Annotated in this window: 18 protein-coding genes; 4 read left to right on the plus strand and 14 right to left on the minus strand. The window is 68.7% G+C overall.

Translation table 11 applies throughout. The features are described from left to right. Positions 1-5 precede the first annotated feature (5 nt). The 5 genes from pdxH to C1H66_RS05000 all read right to left on the minus strand — a co-directional run bounded on the left by pdxH (position 6) and on the right by C1H66_RS05000 (position 2,684). Positions 6-647, minus strand: a complete 642-nt coding sequence (pdxH, locus tag C1H66_RS04980; RefSeq protein ID WP_102626801.1) for a pyridoxamine 5'-phosphate oxidase — start codon at positions 645-647, stop codon at positions 6-8. A gap of 99 nt (positions 648-746) precedes the next feature. Further along, positions 747-1,139, minus strand: coding sequence for a DUF2069 domain-containing protein (locus tag C1H66_RS04985; RefSeq protein WP_102626802.1), 393 nt, complete (start codon positions 1,137-1,139; stop codon positions 747-749). Beyond that, positions 1,136-1,759 (minus strand): NAD(P)H:quinone oxidoreductase, encoded by a 624-nt coding sequence (gene wrbA, locus C1H66_RS04990; protein WP_102626803.1) that lies wholly within the window; start codon positions 1,757-1,759, stop codon positions 1,136-1,138. Before wrbA ends, C1H66_RS04985 begins: the two co-directional genes overlap by 4 nt. Positions 1,760-1,803: 44 nt before the next feature. Beyond that, entirely contained in the window at positions 1,804-2,157 is a 354-nt protein-coding gene (arsC, locus tag C1H66_RS04995) for an arsenate reductase (glutaredoxin) (protein ID WP_102626804.1), read from the minus strand. Between the two features lie 83 nt (positions 2,158-2,240). After that, positions 2,241-2,684: a gamma-glutamylcyclotransferase family protein gene (locus C1H66_RS05000; RefSeq protein ID WP_102626805.1), complete on the minus strand. Its 444-nt coding sequence runs from the start codon at positions 2,682-2,684 to the stop codon at positions 2,241-2,243. 120 nt (positions 2,685-2,804) lie between these two features. On the opposite strand from C1H66_RS05000, the gene smrA reads away from it, so the two are divergent. Then, entirely contained in the window at positions 2,805-3,398 is a 594-nt protein-coding gene (gene smrA, locus C1H66_RS05005) for a DNA endonuclease SmrA (protein WP_102626806.1), read from the plus strand. Between the two features lie 33 nt (positions 3,399-3,431). Here smrA and C1H66_RS05010 read toward each other — a convergent pair whose 3' ends face one another. The 4 genes from C1H66_RS05010 to metH form a co-directional block, all read right to left on the minus strand. Continuing rightward, entirely contained in the window at positions 3,432-3,950 is a 519-nt protein-coding gene (locus C1H66_RS05010) for a DUF934 domain-containing protein (RefSeq protein ID WP_102626807.1), read from the minus strand. Continuing rightward, entirely contained in the window at positions 3,943-5,595 is a 1,653-nt protein-coding gene (locus tag C1H66_RS05015; RefSeq protein ID WP_102626808.1) for a nitrite/sulfite reductase, read from the minus strand. The genes C1H66_RS05010 and C1H66_RS05015 overlap by 8 nt, the downstream gene beginning before the upstream one ends. A 127-nt stretch (positions 5,596-5,722) precedes the next feature. Next, the gene (locus C1H66_RS05020; protein WP_102626809.1) at positions 5,723-7,051 is read right to left on the minus strand and encodes an MATE family efflux transporter; all 1,329 of its coding nucleotides are present in this window, start codon (positions 7,049-7,051) and stop codon (positions 5,723-5,725) included. A gap of 55 nt (positions 7,052-7,106) precedes the next feature. Further along, complete coding sequence (metH, locus tag C1H66_RS05025; protein ID WP_102626810.1) at positions 7,107-10,838, minus strand: methionine synthase; 3,732 nt, start codon at positions 10,836-10,838, stop codon at positions 7,107-7,109. Between the two features lie 237 nt (positions 10,839-11,075). On the opposite strand from metH, the gene nfuA reads away from it, so the two are divergent. Next, positions 11,076-11,666 (plus strand): Fe-S biogenesis protein NfuA, encoded by a 591-nt coding sequence (gene nfuA, locus C1H66_RS05030; protein ID WP_102626811.1) that lies wholly within the window; start codon positions 11,076-11,078, stop codon positions 11,664-11,666. Positions 11,667-11,846: 180 nt separating this feature from the next. Here nfuA and C1H66_RS05035 read toward each other — a convergent pair whose 3' ends face one another. Then, a complete protein-coding gene (locus C1H66_RS05035) occupies positions 11,847-12,917 on the minus strand; it encodes a DNA-binding protein (RefSeq protein WP_170064085.1) in 1,071 nt (356 codons plus the stop codon). A 258-nt stretch (positions 12,918-13,175) separates the two neighbouring features. Here C1H66_RS05035 and C1H66_RS05040 point away from each other — a divergent pair, with 258 nt between their 5' ends. Together C1H66_RS05040 and C1H66_RS05045 are read left to right on the plus strand one after the other, a co-directional pair. Beyond that, positions 13,176-14,363: a tyrosine-type recombinase/integrase gene (locus C1H66_RS05040; RefSeq protein WP_370741267.1), complete on the plus strand. Its 1,188-nt coding sequence runs from the start codon at positions 13,176-13,178 to the stop codon at positions 14,361-14,363. A gap of 28 nt (positions 14,364-14,391) precedes the next feature. Then, the gene (locus C1H66_RS05045; protein WP_102626814.1) at positions 14,392-14,817 is read left to right on the plus strand and encodes a SufE family protein; all 426 of its coding nucleotides are present in this window, start codon (positions 14,392-14,394) and stop codon (positions 14,815-14,817) included. Positions 14,818-14,821: 4 nt separating this feature from the next. Here the strand turns inward: C1H66_RS05045 and yidD are convergent, their stop codons facing one another. The 4 genes from yidD to C1H66_RS05065 form a co-directional block, all read right to left on the minus strand. Further along, positions 14,822-15,106, minus strand: a complete 285-nt coding sequence (gene yidD, locus C1H66_RS05050) for a membrane protein insertion efficiency factor YidD (RefSeq protein WP_102626989.1) — start codon at positions 15,104-15,106, stop codon at positions 14,822-14,824. A 71-nt stretch (positions 15,107-15,177) separates the two neighbouring features. Next, complete coding sequence (hisI, locus tag C1H66_RS05055; protein ID WP_102626815.1) at positions 15,178-15,630, minus strand: phosphoribosyl-AMP cyclohydrolase; 453 nt, start codon at positions 15,628-15,630, stop codon at positions 15,178-15,180. A gap of 35 nt (positions 15,631-15,665) precedes the next feature. Further along, positions 15,666-16,121: a transcriptional repressor gene (locus C1H66_RS05060; RefSeq protein ID WP_102626990.1), complete on the minus strand. Its 456-nt coding sequence runs from the start codon at positions 16,119-16,121 to the stop codon at positions 15,666-15,668. Between the two features lie 70 nt (positions 16,122-16,191). Continuing rightward, positions 16,192-17,181 (minus strand): alpha-L-glutamate ligase-like protein, encoded by a 990-nt coding sequence (locus tag C1H66_RS05065; RefSeq protein WP_102626816.1) that lies wholly within the window; start codon positions 17,179-17,181, stop codon positions 16,192-16,194. Between the last annotated feature and the right edge of the window lie 4 nt (positions 17,182-17,185).

Consider the following 17,185-nt stretch of genomic DNA (forward strand, 5'->3'; position numbering starts at 1 on the left):
CCGGCTCAGGGGGCCAGGCGGAAGTGGTTCCACTGGCCGTCGCGCCGCTCGTAGCGGATCCGGTCGTGCAGGCGGCTGGGCTGGCCCTGCCAGAACTCGATCATCTCGGGAATGACCCGGTAGCCGCCCCAGTGCACCGGCCGGGGAATCTCCTGGCCCTCGTAGGCCTGTTCGAAGCGGTGCTCGCGCTCCTCGATCCAGGTGCGGCCGGGAATCACCACGCTCTGGGTGGCGACCCAGGCACCCAACTGGCTGGCACGGGGGCGGCTGGCGAAATAGGCATCGGACTCCGCCTCGCTGACCTGCTCCACGCGCCCCTCGACGCGCACTTGCCGCGACAGCGAGGGCCACCAGAACACCAGGGCCGCATGGGGCACGTTGGTGAGCTCGCTACCCTTGTGGCTGTGGTAGTTGGTGTAGAAGACCAGACCCTGGGCGTCGACACCCTTGAGCAGCACCACCCGGGCATGGGGCAGTCCCTGGCTGTCGGCGGTGGCCAGCGTCATGGTGTTGCCGTCCTCGCCTTCCGCTTCCAGGGCCAGCGCCAGCCACTCGTCGAACAGCACCATGGGGTCGGTGGTGACCTGGGGCTCGTCCAGGTTTCCCCCCTCATAGTCGCGTCGGATATCGGCGATGTTGCGTGTCATGTCGTTCTCCTCGAGATTTGTTCCATGGTCGCCGCTCGCGGGGTAGAGCTCAACACCTTCATGGCAACGGCAGACGTTTTCTTGGGCCAGGGCAGCCGGCTAGGCGGCGCGCAGCTGTCGGCTGCGGAAGCGGGCATAGCCCATGCAGCCGGTGAACAGGGCCAGCGACACCAGGGCCTCGAGCAGGCCGCGCAGTCCCTGGCCCGGCAGGGTGGCGACCATCACCCCCTGGGTGAAGTAGAGCAGGCTGACGAAGGCCAGCCAGGCATGGCCCCGCGGTCGGCGGCCGAGGATCGACGGCAGGAACAGCACCAGCGGCAGCACGAAGGCAACCAGCGGCCCGAGGTGTCCCGCTTCACTCTGCACGGCGACACCCCGGTAGAGCATCAGCAGCAGCAGCAGGACATAGCTGCCGAGCACCAGCTGGCGGGAGCGTGCGGTGAGGGTATCGAGGCCGTGCCGGGCCTCGAGCCCTTCGAGCCTCTGTCTCATTGGGCCTCCCGGCGCATGGCGTCGAGGGCCAGGGTGAGCCTGGCCAGGCGGCGCCCCTGGGCGCGGACCAGGTGGCGCTCGAGATCGTCGAGCGGGCGGTCGCTGCGCTTGCCGGCCAGGTGGCTGGCGCCGTAGGGGGTGCCACCGCTGGTGGTGTCCATCACCTCGGTCTCGCTGTAGGGCAGGCCGGCATAGACCATGCCGTGGTGCAGCAGCGGCAGCAGCATCGAGATCAGCGTGGTCTCCTGGCCACCGTGCAGGCTGGAGGTGGAGGTGAAGGCGCTGGCCGGCTTGTCGACCAGGGCGCCACCCAGCCACAGCTCGCTGGTGCCGTCGAGGAAGTGCTTGAGTGGAGCGGCCATGTTGCCGAACCGCGTCGGGCTGCCGATGGCCAGGCCGGCGCAGTGGCGCAGATCGTCGAGGCTGGCGTAGACGGCCCCTTCGGCGGGGATCTCCGGGTCCACGGCCTCGCAGGTGGGGGAGACCGGCGGCACGGTACGCAGCCGGGCCTCGACGCCGCGGCATGACTCGACGCCGGCGGCGAGCTGTTCGGCCATGGCCCGGGTGGCGCCATGACGGGAATAGTAGAGGATCAGCACATAGGGCAGGGGGGCGCTCATCGGGGCTCCAGGGGCGAATGAGGGGAAGAGAAGGAGGCGGGCGCTCAGTGTCCGTCGATCAGGCCCAGAACATCCTCCGGGGGCCTGCCGATCACCGCGCGCTCGCCATCATCGGCGATGGGTCGCTGCATGAGCCTGGGGTGGGCGACGATCGCCGCGATGACCTGCTCCTGGTCCTGAAGGTCGACGTCCAGCGTCTTCCACTCCGGCTCGCCGGTGCGCACCAGCGCCGCGCCGTCGGCATCGAGTCGCGACATCAGGTCGCGCAGTTCGGCATCGTTCAGTGGGTCGTCGAGGTAGCGGCGTATCCTGACCTCGACGCCGCGCTCCTCGAGCAGGGCGAGCGCCTGGCGCGACTTGGAGCAGCGGGGGTTGTGGTAGAGGGTGATGGCGGTCATGCGGACTCCTTGGTCCCGGCGGGGAGGGGCGGGGCGGTGATCAGAGATAAAGTGGCGCTATTGTAGAAGGCCGCCAGGCCGGGTCACAACCGTGCCTCCGAGAGTGTCTCCTCGGGCAGGCGACGATAGACCCAGGCCTCGCGACCATCGGCGAGTGGCAGGACGACCCGTTCGTAGCGGAGCCCCAGTCGCTCGTAGCGGTCGAGCCGGGCGAGTTCGGTGGCGCTCACCTCGATCACCTCGCCTTCGACCCGCTCCCCCGGGGCCTCGCTGAGATCGAGCCCCTCGCGGCGGAAGCCTTCCAGCACAGCGGGTTCCGACTCGCCCATGCGGCCGATGACCACCCAGCGCACCAGTCCCGCGCGCAGGGTGCCGTAGACGAACACCTCATGGCGCCCCTCGGCGATGGCCGGCAGGTCGTCGGGCGGGTCATAGGTGAAGGGACTGAGCAGGGTCAGCCACAGCCAGCCCGCCACGGCGAGTGGCAGGCCGAGCAGGGTCAACAGCAGGAGGCGCAGTCGTGTCATGGTCGCTCCGGGCGCGCCGGTAAGAGACCATCGTGCCATGGGCGGGCGGCGCTGTCCGGCTTAAGCCGTCCGACAGGCTCTGCTAGGATGGAGATTCCCCTGACGACCGGGAGGTGGCCCATGACACAGTCGGCACGCGATGATCTGGATTTCAGGGCCCTGATGGATGATGTGCGCCCCCTCGGGCGGGCACGCAACCGGGCCGACCCCGGCCGTGCCGCGCGCGGCCCCAGCGAGGCCCAGCTGGCCCGCCGGGAGAGCGCCGCCGCCGAGCCGCAGGGCCGCGACTTCCTCTCCGACGACTTCGTCGACCTGCTGCCGCCCTTCGACCCGCTCGAGTTCCGCCGTGACGGCATCCAGCAGGGGGTGGTGGATCGCCTGCGCCATGGCGGTTATGCGGCTCAGGCCCACCTGCACCTGCTGCGTCGCCCCCTCGAGGAGTGCCGGCGGGCCCTGCCGCCCTTCATCCGGGAGGCCCGCGACCATGACCTGCGCTCGGTGCTGATCATCCATGGCCGGGGCCGCGAGATCGACAGCGCGCCCAACGTGCTGCGCTCCTACCTCGCCAAGTGGCTGGCCCAGTTCGAGGAGGTCCAGGCCTTTGTCTCGGCGGGGCAGGCCGACGGCGGCCTGGGTGCGACCTGGGTGATGCTGCGCAAGAGCGAGCGGGCCCGCTCGGCCAACCGCGAACGGCAGCAGAAGCGCCGCGGTTGACGGTCGGGGCTGATCCGGGGGCCGGCCCGGCAGTCAGGCGCCGCCGTTTTCGCGCAGGCGGCGCTCGAAGAGGGCCTCGGCCTGGTCCACTGCCGGCTGATAGCTGACGCTGAAGGCACCCAGGGCGCGCAGGGCGTCGTCGAGGTGCTGGTCCTCGCGCAGCGCCAGGGCGTCGAAGCCACAGCGGGTCATGTAGAACAGCTGGTCGACCAGGACGTCACCGATGGCGCGGACCTCGCCCTCGTAGCCATGGCGTTCCCTCAGCAGCCGGGCCAGGGAGTAGCCGCGGCCGTCGGTGAAGGCGGGGAAGTCGATGGCGACCAGCGGCGCGTGGGCAAGCTCCTCGGCCAGCTCGGGAGTGAGCTCGGTATCGCTGGCCAGCCAGGGCGCCAGGCCCTGGTCGTCACGGTGCGCCTGCCACAGCGCCAGGGGCACGATCACCGGGCGGCGGGCCGGCAGGCCCTCCTCGAGGCGCGACAGCGCCCATTCGTCCTGCTCCGGCTGGCCCATCTTGATCAGGGTGCGGGCGTGTTCCAGCTGTTGATCAGGCATAGACCCGCTCCTTGAACGGCTTGAGGCCGATTCGGCGATAGGTGTCGAGGAAGCGCTCGTCCTCATGCCGCTGCTCCACGTAGACCTGCAGCACCTTGTCGATCACCTCGGGCACGTCCTCGCGGAAGAAGGAGGGGCCGAGGATCTTGCCGAGCGAGGCGTCGTCGGTAGCGTTGCCGCCGAGCGAGATCTGGTAGTACTCCTCGCCCTTCTTGTCGACGCCGAGGATGCCGATATGGCCGACGTGGTGGTGACCGCAGGCGTTCATGCAGCCGGAGATGTTGAGGTCCAGCGGCCCCAGGTCGTAGAGGAAGTCGAGGTCCTCGAAGCGCTCCTGGAGCGCCTGGGCGATGGGGATCGACACCGCATTGGCCAGGCCGCAGTAGTCACCGCCGGGGCAGCAGATGATGTCGTTGAGGGTGCCCACCGTGGGGTTGGCCATGCCGAGCTCCTCGAGTTCCCGCCACAGGGGCTCGATCTCGTCCACCGGCACGTCGGAGAGCACCAGGTTCTGCTCGTGGGTGACCCGCATCTCGCCGAAGCTGAAGCGGTCGGCGAGATCGGCGACGGCCTCCATCTGGTCGGCGGTGACGTCGCCGGGGGCGTGCTCGCGACGCTTGAGCGACAGGGTCACCGCCTTGTAGCCCGGCACCTTGTGGTCGGTGACGTTGTTGGTGACGAAGCGCGAGAAGGCGCGGTTCTCGGCGCGTAACCGCTCGAAGTCGGCGATGGCGGCCTCGGCGACCGGACGCCGCTCGGGCTCGGGGAAGTGGGCGCGGGCGGCCTCCACCGCGGCCGCGGTGAGGGTCTGGGGGCCATCCTTGAGGTGGGCCCATTCGGCCTCGACGCGGCGGCGGAACTCCTCGATGCCCAGCGCCTTGACCAGGATCTTGATGCGCGCCTTGAACTTGTTGTCGCGGCGGCCGAACTGGTTGTAGACCCGCACGCAGGCTTCCAGGTAGGTGAGCAGGTGTTGCCAGGGCAGGTCCTCGCGCACCACGTCGCCGATCATCGGCGTGCGGCCCAGGCCACCCCCGGCGAGCACCTTCACCCGCAGCTCGCCGCGGTCGTCGTGCCACAGACGCAGGCCGATGTCGTGGACCTGGATGGCGGCACGGTCCTCGGCGGCACCGGAGACGGCGATCTTGAACTTGCGCGGCAGGAAGGCGAACTCCGGGTGCAGGGTCGACCATTGGCGGATCAGCTCGCACCAGGGCCGAGGATCCTCCACCTCGTCACCGGCGATGCCGGCGAACTGGTCGCTGGTGGTGTTGCGGATGCAGTTGCCGCTGGTCTGGATGGCGTGCATCTGGACTTCGGCGAGCTCGCCGAGGATATCCGGCACGTCTTCCAGGGCCGGCCAGTTGAGCTGCAGGTTCTGGCGGGTGGTGAAGTGGGCATAGCCACGGTCGTAGCGACGCGTTATGGCGGCCAGGCGCCTGAGCTGATGGCTGCCGAGCATGCCATAGGGAATGGCGATGCGCAGCATGGGTGCATGCTTCTGGATATAGAGGCCGTTCTGCAGTCGCAGCGGGCGGAACTCTTCCTCCCCGAGGCGGCCGGCCAGATGACGGTCCATCTGGTCCCGGAACTGGGCGACGCGCTCATCCACGAGGGTCTGGTCGTAGGTGTCGTACCGATACATTCAGGCGTGTCCTGCTGTCGGAGCGGGTGAAGGAGAATATGCCGTGAAGGCACCATACTCCTCTTCCTATATTCTATGAAAGAATAAATGATCATAGAATTCGAGTTAAGAGTTATTACGGTCGGGGTCAGACCTGCAGTTGCAACCAGCGCCGCCGCTGCCAGATCAAGGCGAACCAGGCCGAATTGAGGCAGCGATACCCCAGTTGCACCCACCAGATGCCGAGCAAGCCATGCTCCAGCACCACGCCGACCCACCACGCCAGCGGCAGGAACACCAGCCACTGCATGGTCAGGGTCGCCGTCATCACCATGCGGTTGGCGCCGGCGCCGAGCAGCGCCTGGGCCAGCACCAGGGCGGCGGCATCGAGCACGATCATGGCCGCGGTCAGCTGCAGCGGCACCCGGCCCAGCGTGATCAGCGCCGGGTCGTGCAGGAAGAGCCCCAGCACCGCGTCGGGGAAGAGCGCCATGGGCAGGGCCAGGGCCGCCAGGCAGGGCCAGGCCAGGTGGACCACCTCCCAGCCCCAGCGATGGGCGTCCCGGGGCGCCTGCCGCCCCAGCGCCTGGCCCACCAGGCTCATCGCCGCCATGCCCAGGCCCACCCCGGGCAGGATCAGCAGCAGCGACAGGTTCACCAGCACGTGCCCCACCGCCACGCTGGGCGTGTCGATGCGCCCGAGCATCCAGAACAGCACGGCATAGCCGGCGGCGAACCAGAGTTGCTGGAAGGAGTGGGGCGTGGCCAGGCGCAGGGTGGTGAACACGGTCAGCCGGCGCGGCAGGCCGGCCAGGAAACCGCTGGTGGTGGCGTGACGGGCGCTGAGCAGGGCCCAGATCGCCAGGCCGACGTAGAGCGAGAGGGCGGTACCGGCCCCGGCGCCGGCGGCGCCCATGGCCGGCAGGCCGAGATGGCCGAAGATCAGGCCGATGCTCGCGACCACGTTGACCAGGTGCATGATCAGGATGATGCGCAGGTAGATGCCGGTCTGCTGGATGCCGTTCCAGTAGCCGCGGAAGCAGAAGATCATCGCCACGGGCACCAGCGAGACCACCCGCCAGCGGAAATACGCCACCGCCACCGCATTGACCTCCGGGTCCTGGTTGATCATCGCCAGCAGCCGCGGTGCCTGCCACAGGCAGAGCAGTGCCAGCGGACCGGCGACCGCCAGGGCGATCAGCAGGCCGGCGTTGAGCGCCATGGCTCGCCGCCCCCAGTCCTCCTCGCCGTGGCGGCGGGCGGTCTGGGCCTGGACCCCGGAGGAGAGCCCGAAGACCACGGCGGTGATCAGGAACATGGCGTAGCCGCCGATGCCGACACCGGCCAGGGGAACCTCGCCCAGCGAGCCCACCAGGGCCGCATCGATCAGGTTGAGCAGGCTCTGGGAGAGCATCCCGGCGATGATCGGCAGGGCCAGGCGCAGGATCGTCTGGCGGCGGGTGGTCTCGGGCAGCATCCGTCTTCCGTCGGTGGTAGGGCGGGCCCGCCCGCGGACGGGCCCGGCGCCTGGCTCAGGCGGGGTCGTAGGAGAGCACAGGCGCGAGCCAGCGCTCGAGCTCCTCGAGCGTCATCTCCTTGCGGCGGGCCAGCACCTCGACCTGGTCGCGGGTGATCTTGCCCGTCGAGAAGTACTTCGACTGTGGGTGCGAGAAGTACCAGCCCGCGACTGCCGCGGCGGGCCACATGGCGAAGTTCTCGGTGAGGGCGAGGCCGCTGTGGACCTCGGCCTCGAGCAGCCGGAACAGGGTGGCCTTCTCGGTATGGTCGGGGCAGGCCGGGTAGCCCGGCGCCGGGCGGATGCCCTGGTACTTCTCGCCGATCAGCGCCGCGTTGTCGAGCGACTCCTCGGGCACATAGCCCCAGTACTCCTTGCGCACCCGCTCGTGGAGGCGCTCGGCGAAGGCCTCGGCCAGGCGGTCGGCCAGCGCCTGCACCAGGATGGCGTTGTAGTCGTCGCCGGCGGCCTCGTAGGCCTTGCTGAGTTCCTCGACGCCGTGGCCGGCGGTGACCGCGAAGCCGCCGATCCAGTCCGGCTTGCCGCACGGCTCCCCGTTGGCGTCATGGCGGGGCGCGATGAAGTCCGCCAGGCTGTGACACACCCCGTCGCGGTTCTTGGTGGTCTGCTGGCGGATATGGTGCAACCGCTCGATCACCTCCGTGCGCGACTCGTCGGCATACACCTCGATGACGTCGTCGTCGACGCTGTTGGCCGGCCACAGGCCGATCACGCCGCGGGCCTGGATGCGCTTCTCGTCGATCAGCTTGCGCAGCATCGCCTGGGCGTCCTGGAAGAGGCTGCGCGCCGCTTCGCCGACCACGGCGTCGTCGAGGATCTTCGGGTACTTGCCGGCGAGCTGCCAGCTCATGAAGAAGGGGGTCCAGTCGATGCGCTCGACGAGTTCGTCGAGGTCGTAGTCATCGAAGCTGATGAGGCCGGTGACGGCGGGACGGGGCGGGGTGTAGTTCGTCCAGTCGATCGCCGGCTTGCGCCGGCATGCCTCTTCGTAGCTGAGGTCGGCGGCCTTGGGGCGGCGGCGGGCATTGCGCTCGCGCACCGACTCGTACTCGGCGCGGATCTCGGCCACATAGGCCTCCTTGAGGCCCGGCGAGAGCAGCTTGCCGGCCACCCCCACGGCCCGCGAGGCGTCGGTGACGTAGATCACCGGATGCTCGTAGCCGGGCTCGATCTTGACCGCGGTGTGGGCCTTGGAGGTGGTGGCGCCGCCGATCAGCAGCGGGGTCTCGAACCCCTGGCGCTGCATCTCCCGGGCCACGTGGACCATCTCGTCGAGCGAGGGGGTGATCAGCCCGGAGAGCCCGATGATGTCGGCGTTCACGTCGCGGGCGGTCTGCAGGATCTTCTCGGCGGGCACCATCACGCCGAGGTCGATCACCTCGTAGTTGTTGCACTGCAGGACCACGCCGACGATGTTCTTGCCGATGTCGTGGACATCGCCCTTGACCGTGGCCATGACGATCCGGCCCTTGGCTTGCTGATCTTCTGTAGAGAGCTCGCTCTTCTCGGCCTCGATGTACGGGATCAGGTAGGCCACGGCCTGCTTCATGACCCGTGCCGACTTGACCACCTGGGGCAGGAACATCTTGCCGGCGCCGAACAGGTCGCCGACCACGTTCATGCCGTCCATCAGCGGCCCCTCGATCACCTCGATGGGGCGGTCGGCCCGCTGGCGGGCGAGCTCGGTGTCCTCCTCGATGAAGGCGGTGATGCCCTTGACCAGGGCGTGCTCGATGCGCTTCTCGACCTCCCAGGAGCGCCACTCGAGGTCCTCCTTCCGGGCGCCGCCGCTGCCGTCGCCCTTGTACTTGTCGGCGAGGTCGAGCAGCCGTTCGGTAGAGTCGCTGCGGCGATTGAGCACCACGTCCTCCACCGCCTCGCGCAGCTCGGCGGGCAGGTCGTCGTAGACGGCGAGCTGGCCGGCATTGACGATGCCCATGGTCAGGCCGGCGCGGATGGCGTGGTAGAGGAACACCGAGTGGATCGCCTCGCGCACCGGGTTGTTGCCGCGGAACGAGAAGGAGACGTTGGAGACCCCGCCGGAGACCAGGGCGTGGGGCAGGTGCTCGCGGATCCAGCGGGTCGCCTCGATGAAGTCGACGGCGTAGTTGTCGTGCTCCTCGATGCCGGTGGCGATGGCGAAGATGTTGGGGTCGAAGATGATGTCTTCCGGCGGGAAGTCGAGCTCGTCGACGAGGATGCGGTAGGCGCGCTCGCAGATCTCGGCCTTGCGGGCGAAGGTGTCGGCCTGGCCGACCTCGTCGAAGGCCATCACCACCACGGCGGCGCCGAAGCGCCGGCAGACGGTGGCCTGCTCGCGGAAGGCGTCCTCGCCCTCCTTCATCGAGATCGAGTTGACCACCGCCTTGCCCTGCACGCACTTCAGGCCCGCCTCGATGATCGTCCACTTGGAGGAGTCGATCATGATCGGCACCCGGGCGATGTCGGGCTCACCGGCGATCAGGTTGAGGAAGCGCACCATCGCCTCCTCGGACTCGAGCATCCCCTCGTCCATGTTGATGTCGATGAGCTGGGCGCCGTTCTCGACCTGCTCCAGCGCCACCTCGAGGGCGGTGGTGAAGTCCTCGTCGACGATCAGCCGCTTGAAGCGTGCCGAGCCGGTGACGTTGGTGCGTTCGCCGACGTTGACGAACAGCGAGTCGGCCTCGATGTTGAAGGGCTCCAGGCCCGACAGCCGGCAGGCACGGGGCCGCTCGGGCACCCGGCGCGGGGCCATGCCCTGGATCGCCCGGTGGATCGCCGCGATATGCTCGGGCGTCGAGCCGCAGCAGCCGCCGATGATGTTGACCAGACCGCTTTGTGCGAACTCGGCGACGATGGCCGCCATCTCCTCGGGGGTCTGGTCGTACTCGCCGAACTCGTTGGGCAGGCCGGCGTTGGGGTGGGCCGAGACGAAGGTGTCGGCCTTGGTCGCGAGCTCCTCCACGTAGGGGCGCAGCTCCTCGGCCCCCAGGGCGCAGTTGAGGCCGATCGAGAGCGGCCGGGCGTGGCGTACCGAGTTCCAGAATGCCTCGGTGGTCTGGCCCGAGAGGGTGCGTCCGGAGGCGTCGGTGATGGTGCCGGAGATCATCACCGGCAGCCGCTCGCCACGGGCCTCGAAGACCTCTTCCAGGGCGTAGATCGCGGCCTTGGCGTTGAGGGTGTCGAAGATGGTCTCGATCAGGATCAGGTCCGCGCCGCCCTCGATCAGCGCCTCGGCGGCCTCGACATAGTTCTCGCGCAACTGGTCGAAGGTGACGTTGCGCTTGGCCGGGTCGTTGACGTCCGGCGACAGCGAGGCGGTGCGCGAGGTCGGCCCCAGCACCCCGGCCACGTAGCGCGGCACGCCGGTCTCGGCGGCCACGGCATCGCATGCCGCGCGGGCCAGGCGCGCCGACTCGCGGTTGAGCTCGGGGACCAGGTCCTCCATGCCGTAGTCGGCCTGGGAGAGGCGGGTGCTGTTGAAGGTGTTGGTCTCGACGATGTCGGCGCCGGCCTCCAGGTACTCGCGGTGGATGCGGGTCACCAGGTCGGGGCAGGTCAGCGCCAGCAGGTCGTTGTTGCCCTTGAGATCGGAGGGCCAGTCGCTGAAGCGTTCACCGCGGAAATCGGCTTCCGCGAGGCTGGCATTCTGCAGCATGGTCCCCATGCCCCCGTCGAGCATCAGGATGCGCCGGGACAGGCTGTCGGTGAGCGTGGCGGTCAGGGCGGTGGGAACGGCGGCCATGGGTCGGGTCGATCTCCAGCGAAGTCACGGGTAGCCGGCCGGGCGGGCGCCTCTGGGCGTCTTCTTGGGCGGGCCGAGTCGGCCCGTATGTTAACAAATGCGGCGCCGCGAGGGCAGGGCCGATCAAAAGCCGACCAAAATGGTCGGGATTGTCTCGCGGGCCGGTTTTGCTTACCATGAGGGATATGTCACTTACGGCCTGCCCGACTGGGCCGCGGCCCGACCAGCGAGAACACCATGAGCGATAGCATCCAGATCACCGACAGCGCCCAGGACTACCTTGCCGAGCTGCTCGAGAAGCAGAACGTCGAGGGCATTGCCGTGCGTATCTTCATCACCCAGCCGGGGACGCCCTACGCCGAGACCTGCCTGGCCTACTGTCGCCCCGGTGAGGAGGAGCCCAGCGACGTGCGCCTGGACCTCGAGAAGATCGGCGTCTATCTCGACAAGCACAGCCTCCCGTTTCTCGAGGAGGCGGTGGTCGACTTCAACGCCGACCGCATGGGTGGCCAGCTGACCATCAAGGCGCCCAACGCCAAGATGCCCAAGGTCAACGCCGACAGTCCGCTGGAGGATCGCGTCAACTACATCCTCTACAGCGAGATCAATCCCGGTCTCGCCGCCCACGGCGGCGAGATCAAGCTGGTCGAGCTCACCGAGAACCAGGTGGCGGTACTGGCCTTCGGCGGCGGTTGCCAGGGCTGCGCGGCGGTCGACCTGACCCTCAAGGAGGGCGTCGAGCGGACCCTGATGGAGCGCATCCCGGAACTCGCCGGGATCCGCGACGTGACCGACCATACGGACACGACCAACGCCTACTACCGCTAGGAAGCACTGATTTCCTGCTGCGCTCGACGACCCACATGGATGTGGGAAGTGCGTTGATTTGTAGGGAACGAATCTAGCCATCCTGGCCGCCGGCGGTGCTCACAATCCTCATTGAGCACCCAGTCAACTCCGGTTGCTGCGCTCCGGCGGCGACCAGCCTCTCATCGCTCGCAACGCAAATCAGCGCTCCCTGTTAGTATCTGATCCTTTCTCTGAAGGCTCCGCTTCGGCGGGGCCTTCGTCGTTGTCGGGCTCGGCCTCGTCGGGGGCGGCCTCATCGCCCCGGGCCGTCACCGGGGTCTGCCAGAGGCAGCGGTTGAGCTGGGCCTCGAGCTCGCGCAGCCGCCGCGCCTGATCCTCCAGCAAGCGCTTCTGTTCGTCGATACGCGCCTGGAGCAGGGCCTGCTCGTGGCGCAGGGTGCTGGCCTGCTCCTCGGCACGGGCGCGCTCCCAGCCGGTCTCGCGGTGGCGCTTCTCCTCCTCGGCGAACTCGCGACGCGCTTCCTGGAGTTGCTGCTGCAGGCGTTCCAGTCGCGTTTCCAGTTGCCCTGCGCGTGCGGCATGGGCCTTTTCGGCCGCCTGTCGCTCCTGGCGCGCCTCGTCGAGCAGGGCCATCAGGCGGGCCTCGGCGCTTTCGTGGCGCTGCTCTTCCTGGGCCAGCCGCTCGCGTTGCTGCGTCTCGCGCTCCGTCAGTGCCAACTGGTGCTCGCGGGCCTGACGCTCGTTCTCCAGCTGCAGGCGCTCCAACTGCTCCTCGAGCTGCTCGGTGCGGGCGGTGAGGCGTGCCTGCTGCTCGGCCAGCGCCTCGCGCTCGGCCTCCCCGCGGGCGAGGGTGGCACTGCGCTCCTCCAGTCGTCGTTCGGTGCTGGCCAGGTGGCTGGCCAGGGCCGACTCGCGCTGCTCGGCATCCTCCGCCTGGCGCCGCGCCTCGGCGACCTCGTCCCGAGCGGCCTCGACCTGCCGGTTGGCCTCCTCGCGGTAGTGGGTCAACGCCTCCCCGGCGGCCTCCTGGGCCCTGTCCCACAGCGCCTCGGCCAGCGCCTGCAGCGCCTCGGGCATGCCCCGCGGCGGGGGCAGGTCGCGGTTCTCCTCGCGACGGGTGCGCCAGAGGCGGAGATGTTCGCTGATGGTGGTGAAGCTCCCGGTTCCCAGCACCTCGCGTACCTTCTGCACGCTGGGTGACTCGCCCCGGGCCAGCAGGTCATCGATCGCCCGCTGCACATCTTCGTACCGCACTCCACTGCGTGCCATGCCGTTCTCCTGGTCGGTCGCTCGGTCGGGTGGCACCGCCGAGGTCTCCGGGTGGCCGCCGCCCCCGGCTTCGGACGCAGGATACCCCATGCGGCCGTATCGTGGAAGATTATTACATAATACGTAAAATGTAATTTTATTTATTGCATGACGGGTAAAAGCAAGATTACGCGGCTTATCTTGATTAATTGGCGGCAGCGCCGGACAATCCGCCCGGCGATGCCGTGAGAACAAGCGGGAGGCGATGGGAGGAGCCGCATGCAACAGGACGGGAAAGGAGGGCTGGCCCCGGCGGAAGGTGACGTCATGCTGCCTGCCGTGGCGGGGAGGCGTCCGGCGGCGCATATCCAGGCCGGCAATGACGCCGAGGCCGTGGCGCGGTGGCTGGCGGAATACCGCGCGAGCCCGCGTACCCGGGCCGCCTATCGCCGCGAGGCCGAGCGGTTGCTGCTGTGGCTGGCCGTGCAGGGCAGGGGGCTCGGCGATCTCCGGCGCGATGACCTCGACGCCTTCGAGACCTTCCTCGCCGACCCGCGCCCGGTCGCGGAGTGGGTGGGGCCGTCGCGTCCGCGTCACAGCCCCGACTGGCGCCCCTTTCGCGGCCCGCTGTCGCCGGCCAGCCGCCGCCAGAGCCTGGTGATCCTGCAGGGGCTCTTCGCCTGGCTGGTCGAGGCCGGCTGGGTCGCCCACAATCCCTTCCGGCTGATGCGCGACAAGCGGCGACGGCTCGACAACCGCCAGGGCGGGATCGAGCGCTACCTGGAGAAGCCGCTGTGGGATTGGCTGTGGGGCTGGCTTTCCAGGCCACGGGAGGAGGGCGTCTCACCACGGCGCTGCTTCGAGGCCGAGCGCCGGCGCTTCGTGTTCGGCTTCGCCTACCTGCTGGCTCCGCGGATCGGCGAGATGGCTGCGGCACGCATGGGCGACTTCGTGCGCCGCGAAGGGCGCTGGTGGTGGCGGGTGATCGGCAAGGGCGACAAGGCGGCACGGATCCCGGTGCCGCCCGACATGCTGGTCCTGCTGGAGGCATGGCGCGCCGCGCTGGGGCTGCCGCCGCATCCGGGGCCGGATGACGACGGCCCGCTGCTGCGCGCCCTGGATGGCAGGCGCGGCCTCGGCGACAATCGGCTCTATCGGCTGATCCGCGAGACCTTCCGCGACGCCGCCGCCACGCTGGAGAGGGAGCGGGGGGAGGGCGCCCGGGCCGAGGTGCTGCGCCTGCGTCGCGCCACGCCGCACTGGCTGCGGCATACCGCCTTGACCCACCAGGCCCAGGCCGGGGTGGAGCTGCGCTACCTCGCCGGCACCGCACGCCACGCCCGGCTCGATACCACGGCCCGTTACCTGCATGCCGAGGACGAGGAGTGGCATCGTCAGCAGTCGGCGCACGGCCTGACGAGCTGTGCCGTTGTCAGCGATCGTGATGGCGATCCCGACACGTTATAATGGTGACAACCCCTTCAAAGGAGGCGTCATGAGTTCCGAGATCACCGCCGAACAGGCCCAGCGGGAGCTGCTGGATGAATTCGAGATGTTCGACAACTGGATGGATCGCTACCAGTACATCATCGACATGGGCAAGCAGTTGCCCGCCTTCCCCGAGGAGTGGAAGACCCCCGAGCGGAAGATTCAGGGGTGCCAGTCGAACGTCTGGATCCACCATCGCCACGAGGAGGGCGTCATCCACTTCGACGCCGTCTCGGATGCCGCCATCGTCTCCGGGCTGATCGCCGTGCTGATGCGCATCTACAACGACCGCCCGGCGACCGAGATTCGCGCCACCAGCCCGCACTTCCTCGGGGACCTGGGGCTCGACAAGCACCTGTCGCCGACCCGCAGCAACGGCCTGAACAGCATGCTGGCACGCATCTACGAGGTCGCGGAGCAGGAAGCGGCCTGAGCGGTCATCCCTGGCGGTGGCCATCATGCCGCCGGCAACGGAAGTTCTCGTCCAGCTCGTCGTCCTCGCGGCACAGTTGCTCGCTGGGCCCGCCCGGGACCGGGTCGATGCCGCCGTCGCTGCCGGGGTGGCAGCGCACGATGCGCCTCACCGCCAGCCAGCCCCCCTTGAACGGCCCGTGCACGCGTATCGCCTCCACCGTGTAGCGGGAACAGCTCGGCCAGTAGCGGCAGCGGGGGCCGAGCAGCGGGCTGAGCGTGAACTGGTAGGCCGTCACCAGCCCGATCATCACCAGCCCCAGGAGGCGTGCGGCCAGTCCCGGGAGGCGACGCCAGCGGCCGGCGAAGCGGGACACCTCGCTCACTCCTGCTTGCCGGACGCGCCGTAGAGGGTGGCCGGGTCGATCAGCGGGGCACTGGTGATGCGTGCGCGGTCCCCCTCGAGCGCCACATAGAAGCAGCTGCGTCGACCGGTGTGGCAGGCGGGACCGGTCTGCTCGACCTGCAGCAGCAGGGTGTCGCCGTCACAATCCAGCGCCGCACGCTCGAGATGCTGCTGCTGGCCGGACGATTCCCCCTTGCGCCACAGCTTGCCCCGGGAGCGCGACCAGTAGCAGACCCGCCCGGTCTTCAGGGTCTCCTCCAGCGCCTCACGGTTCATCCAGGCCATCATCAGCACCTCGCCGCTGTCGTGCTGCTGGGCGATGGCGGGGATCAGTCCCTCGGCGTTGAAGCGGACCGAAGCGAGAATCTCCTCCAGCGGGTGCCGGCTATCGACGCTGGCCTGCTCGAGGCGCTTGAAGGTGTCACTCATGCGGGCTCCTGTGTGCGAAGGGAAGGGCGGGGCACTCACTGCTTACCGGCGACCGCCTGCAGGCAGGCCTCGCAGTGGCCGAGCAGCTCGATGGTCTGACGGTCGACGCGAAACCCGAGGTCCCGGGCGCGCTGGGCCAACTGGGCATTGACGTCATCCAGGTGGAGTTCCTCGACCCGACCGCAATGGCGACAGATCAGCAACTGGAAGCCGTGGGCATGCTCGGGGCAGGGGCAGGCCACGTAGGCGTTGAGCGACTCGATGCGATGCACCAGCCCCTGGTCGATGAGGAACTCCAGGGCACGGTAGATGGTCGGCGGCCGGGCCGCGGCATGCTCCGTGGCCAACCTGTCGAGGAGGTCATAGGCCTTGAGGCCACCGGGTGAGTCGGCGATCATCTCCAGCACGCGTCGCCGAATCGGCGTGAAGCGAACGCCGCGGCGCTGGCATTGCCGTTCGGCCTGATGCATCAGGGCACGGGAGTCGGTCATGGCGGCCATGCGGTAGCTGAGTGGAATGCAATAGTCTACGCGTCGGGGGGCGGGGGAGCCAGTCGGCGCGTCAGCCCACGGCAACGGCAGAGGGTTCCGGCTCGGCCTCGCGCAGCTCGCTCTGGCGGGCAAAGTGCTGCTGGGCGAAGGCCACTCGCTGTTCGGGTGAGCCCCCTTCCGGCTGTCGCTCGATCAGGTCGAGGCGAGGCCTCAACCCCTCGCCGTTGGCCATCTGGATGGCCAGCCCGGGGCGGGCATTGAGCTCCAGCAGCATGGGGCCACGATCCCGGTCGAGCACCATGTCGGTGCCGAGATACCCGAGCCCGGTCATCTCGTAACAGCCGGCGGCGAGCAGCAGCAGGGTGCGCCAGTCGGGGATCCGCAGGCTGATCAGTTCGTGGCCCGTATCGGGATGATCGTGGCGGGTGCGGTCGAACTGCACGCCGCGGATGGCCGTCCCGCTGGTGATGTCGAGCCCCACACCCACCGCCCCCTGGTGCAGGTTGGCCTTGCCGTCGGAGTCCGCCGTGGAGAGGCGCATCATGGCCATCACCGGGTAGCCCTTGAAGACGATCACCCGGATGTCCGGTACCCCCTCGTAGGTGTACTCGGAGAGTCGCTCGTCGAAGTTGATCAGCGCCTCGACCACCGCCACGTCCGGCGACCCGCCCAGGGAGTAGAGCCCGGAGAGGATGTTGGAGACGTGGCGTTCGATGTCCTCGAGCCTGATCTGGGCGCCGCTGGGCTTGATGTAGACATCGCCGGCGCTCTGCTCGATGACCAGAATCCCCTTGCCGCCGCTGCCCTTGGCCGGCTTGATGACGAAGCCGTGGTGGCCCTCGAGCATGCCGCGCAGATGCTTGACGCCGAACTGGGTGGTCACGGTGCCGATCAGCGCCGGCGTGGTGATGCCATACTCCTGGGCCAGCAGCTTGGTCTTGAGCTTGTCGTCCACCAACGGATAGAGCCGCCGGTCGTTGTAACGACCGATATAGCGGATGTTGCGCCGGTTCATGCCGATGATGCCCTTGGCGCGAAGCTTGTCGGGGGTCGTCCACATGGGG

Source organism: Halomonas heilongjiangensis (assembly GCF_002879645.1).
GTDB lineage: Bacteria > Pseudomonadota > Gammaproteobacteria > Pseudomonadales > Halomonadaceae > Halomonas > Halomonas heilongjiangensis.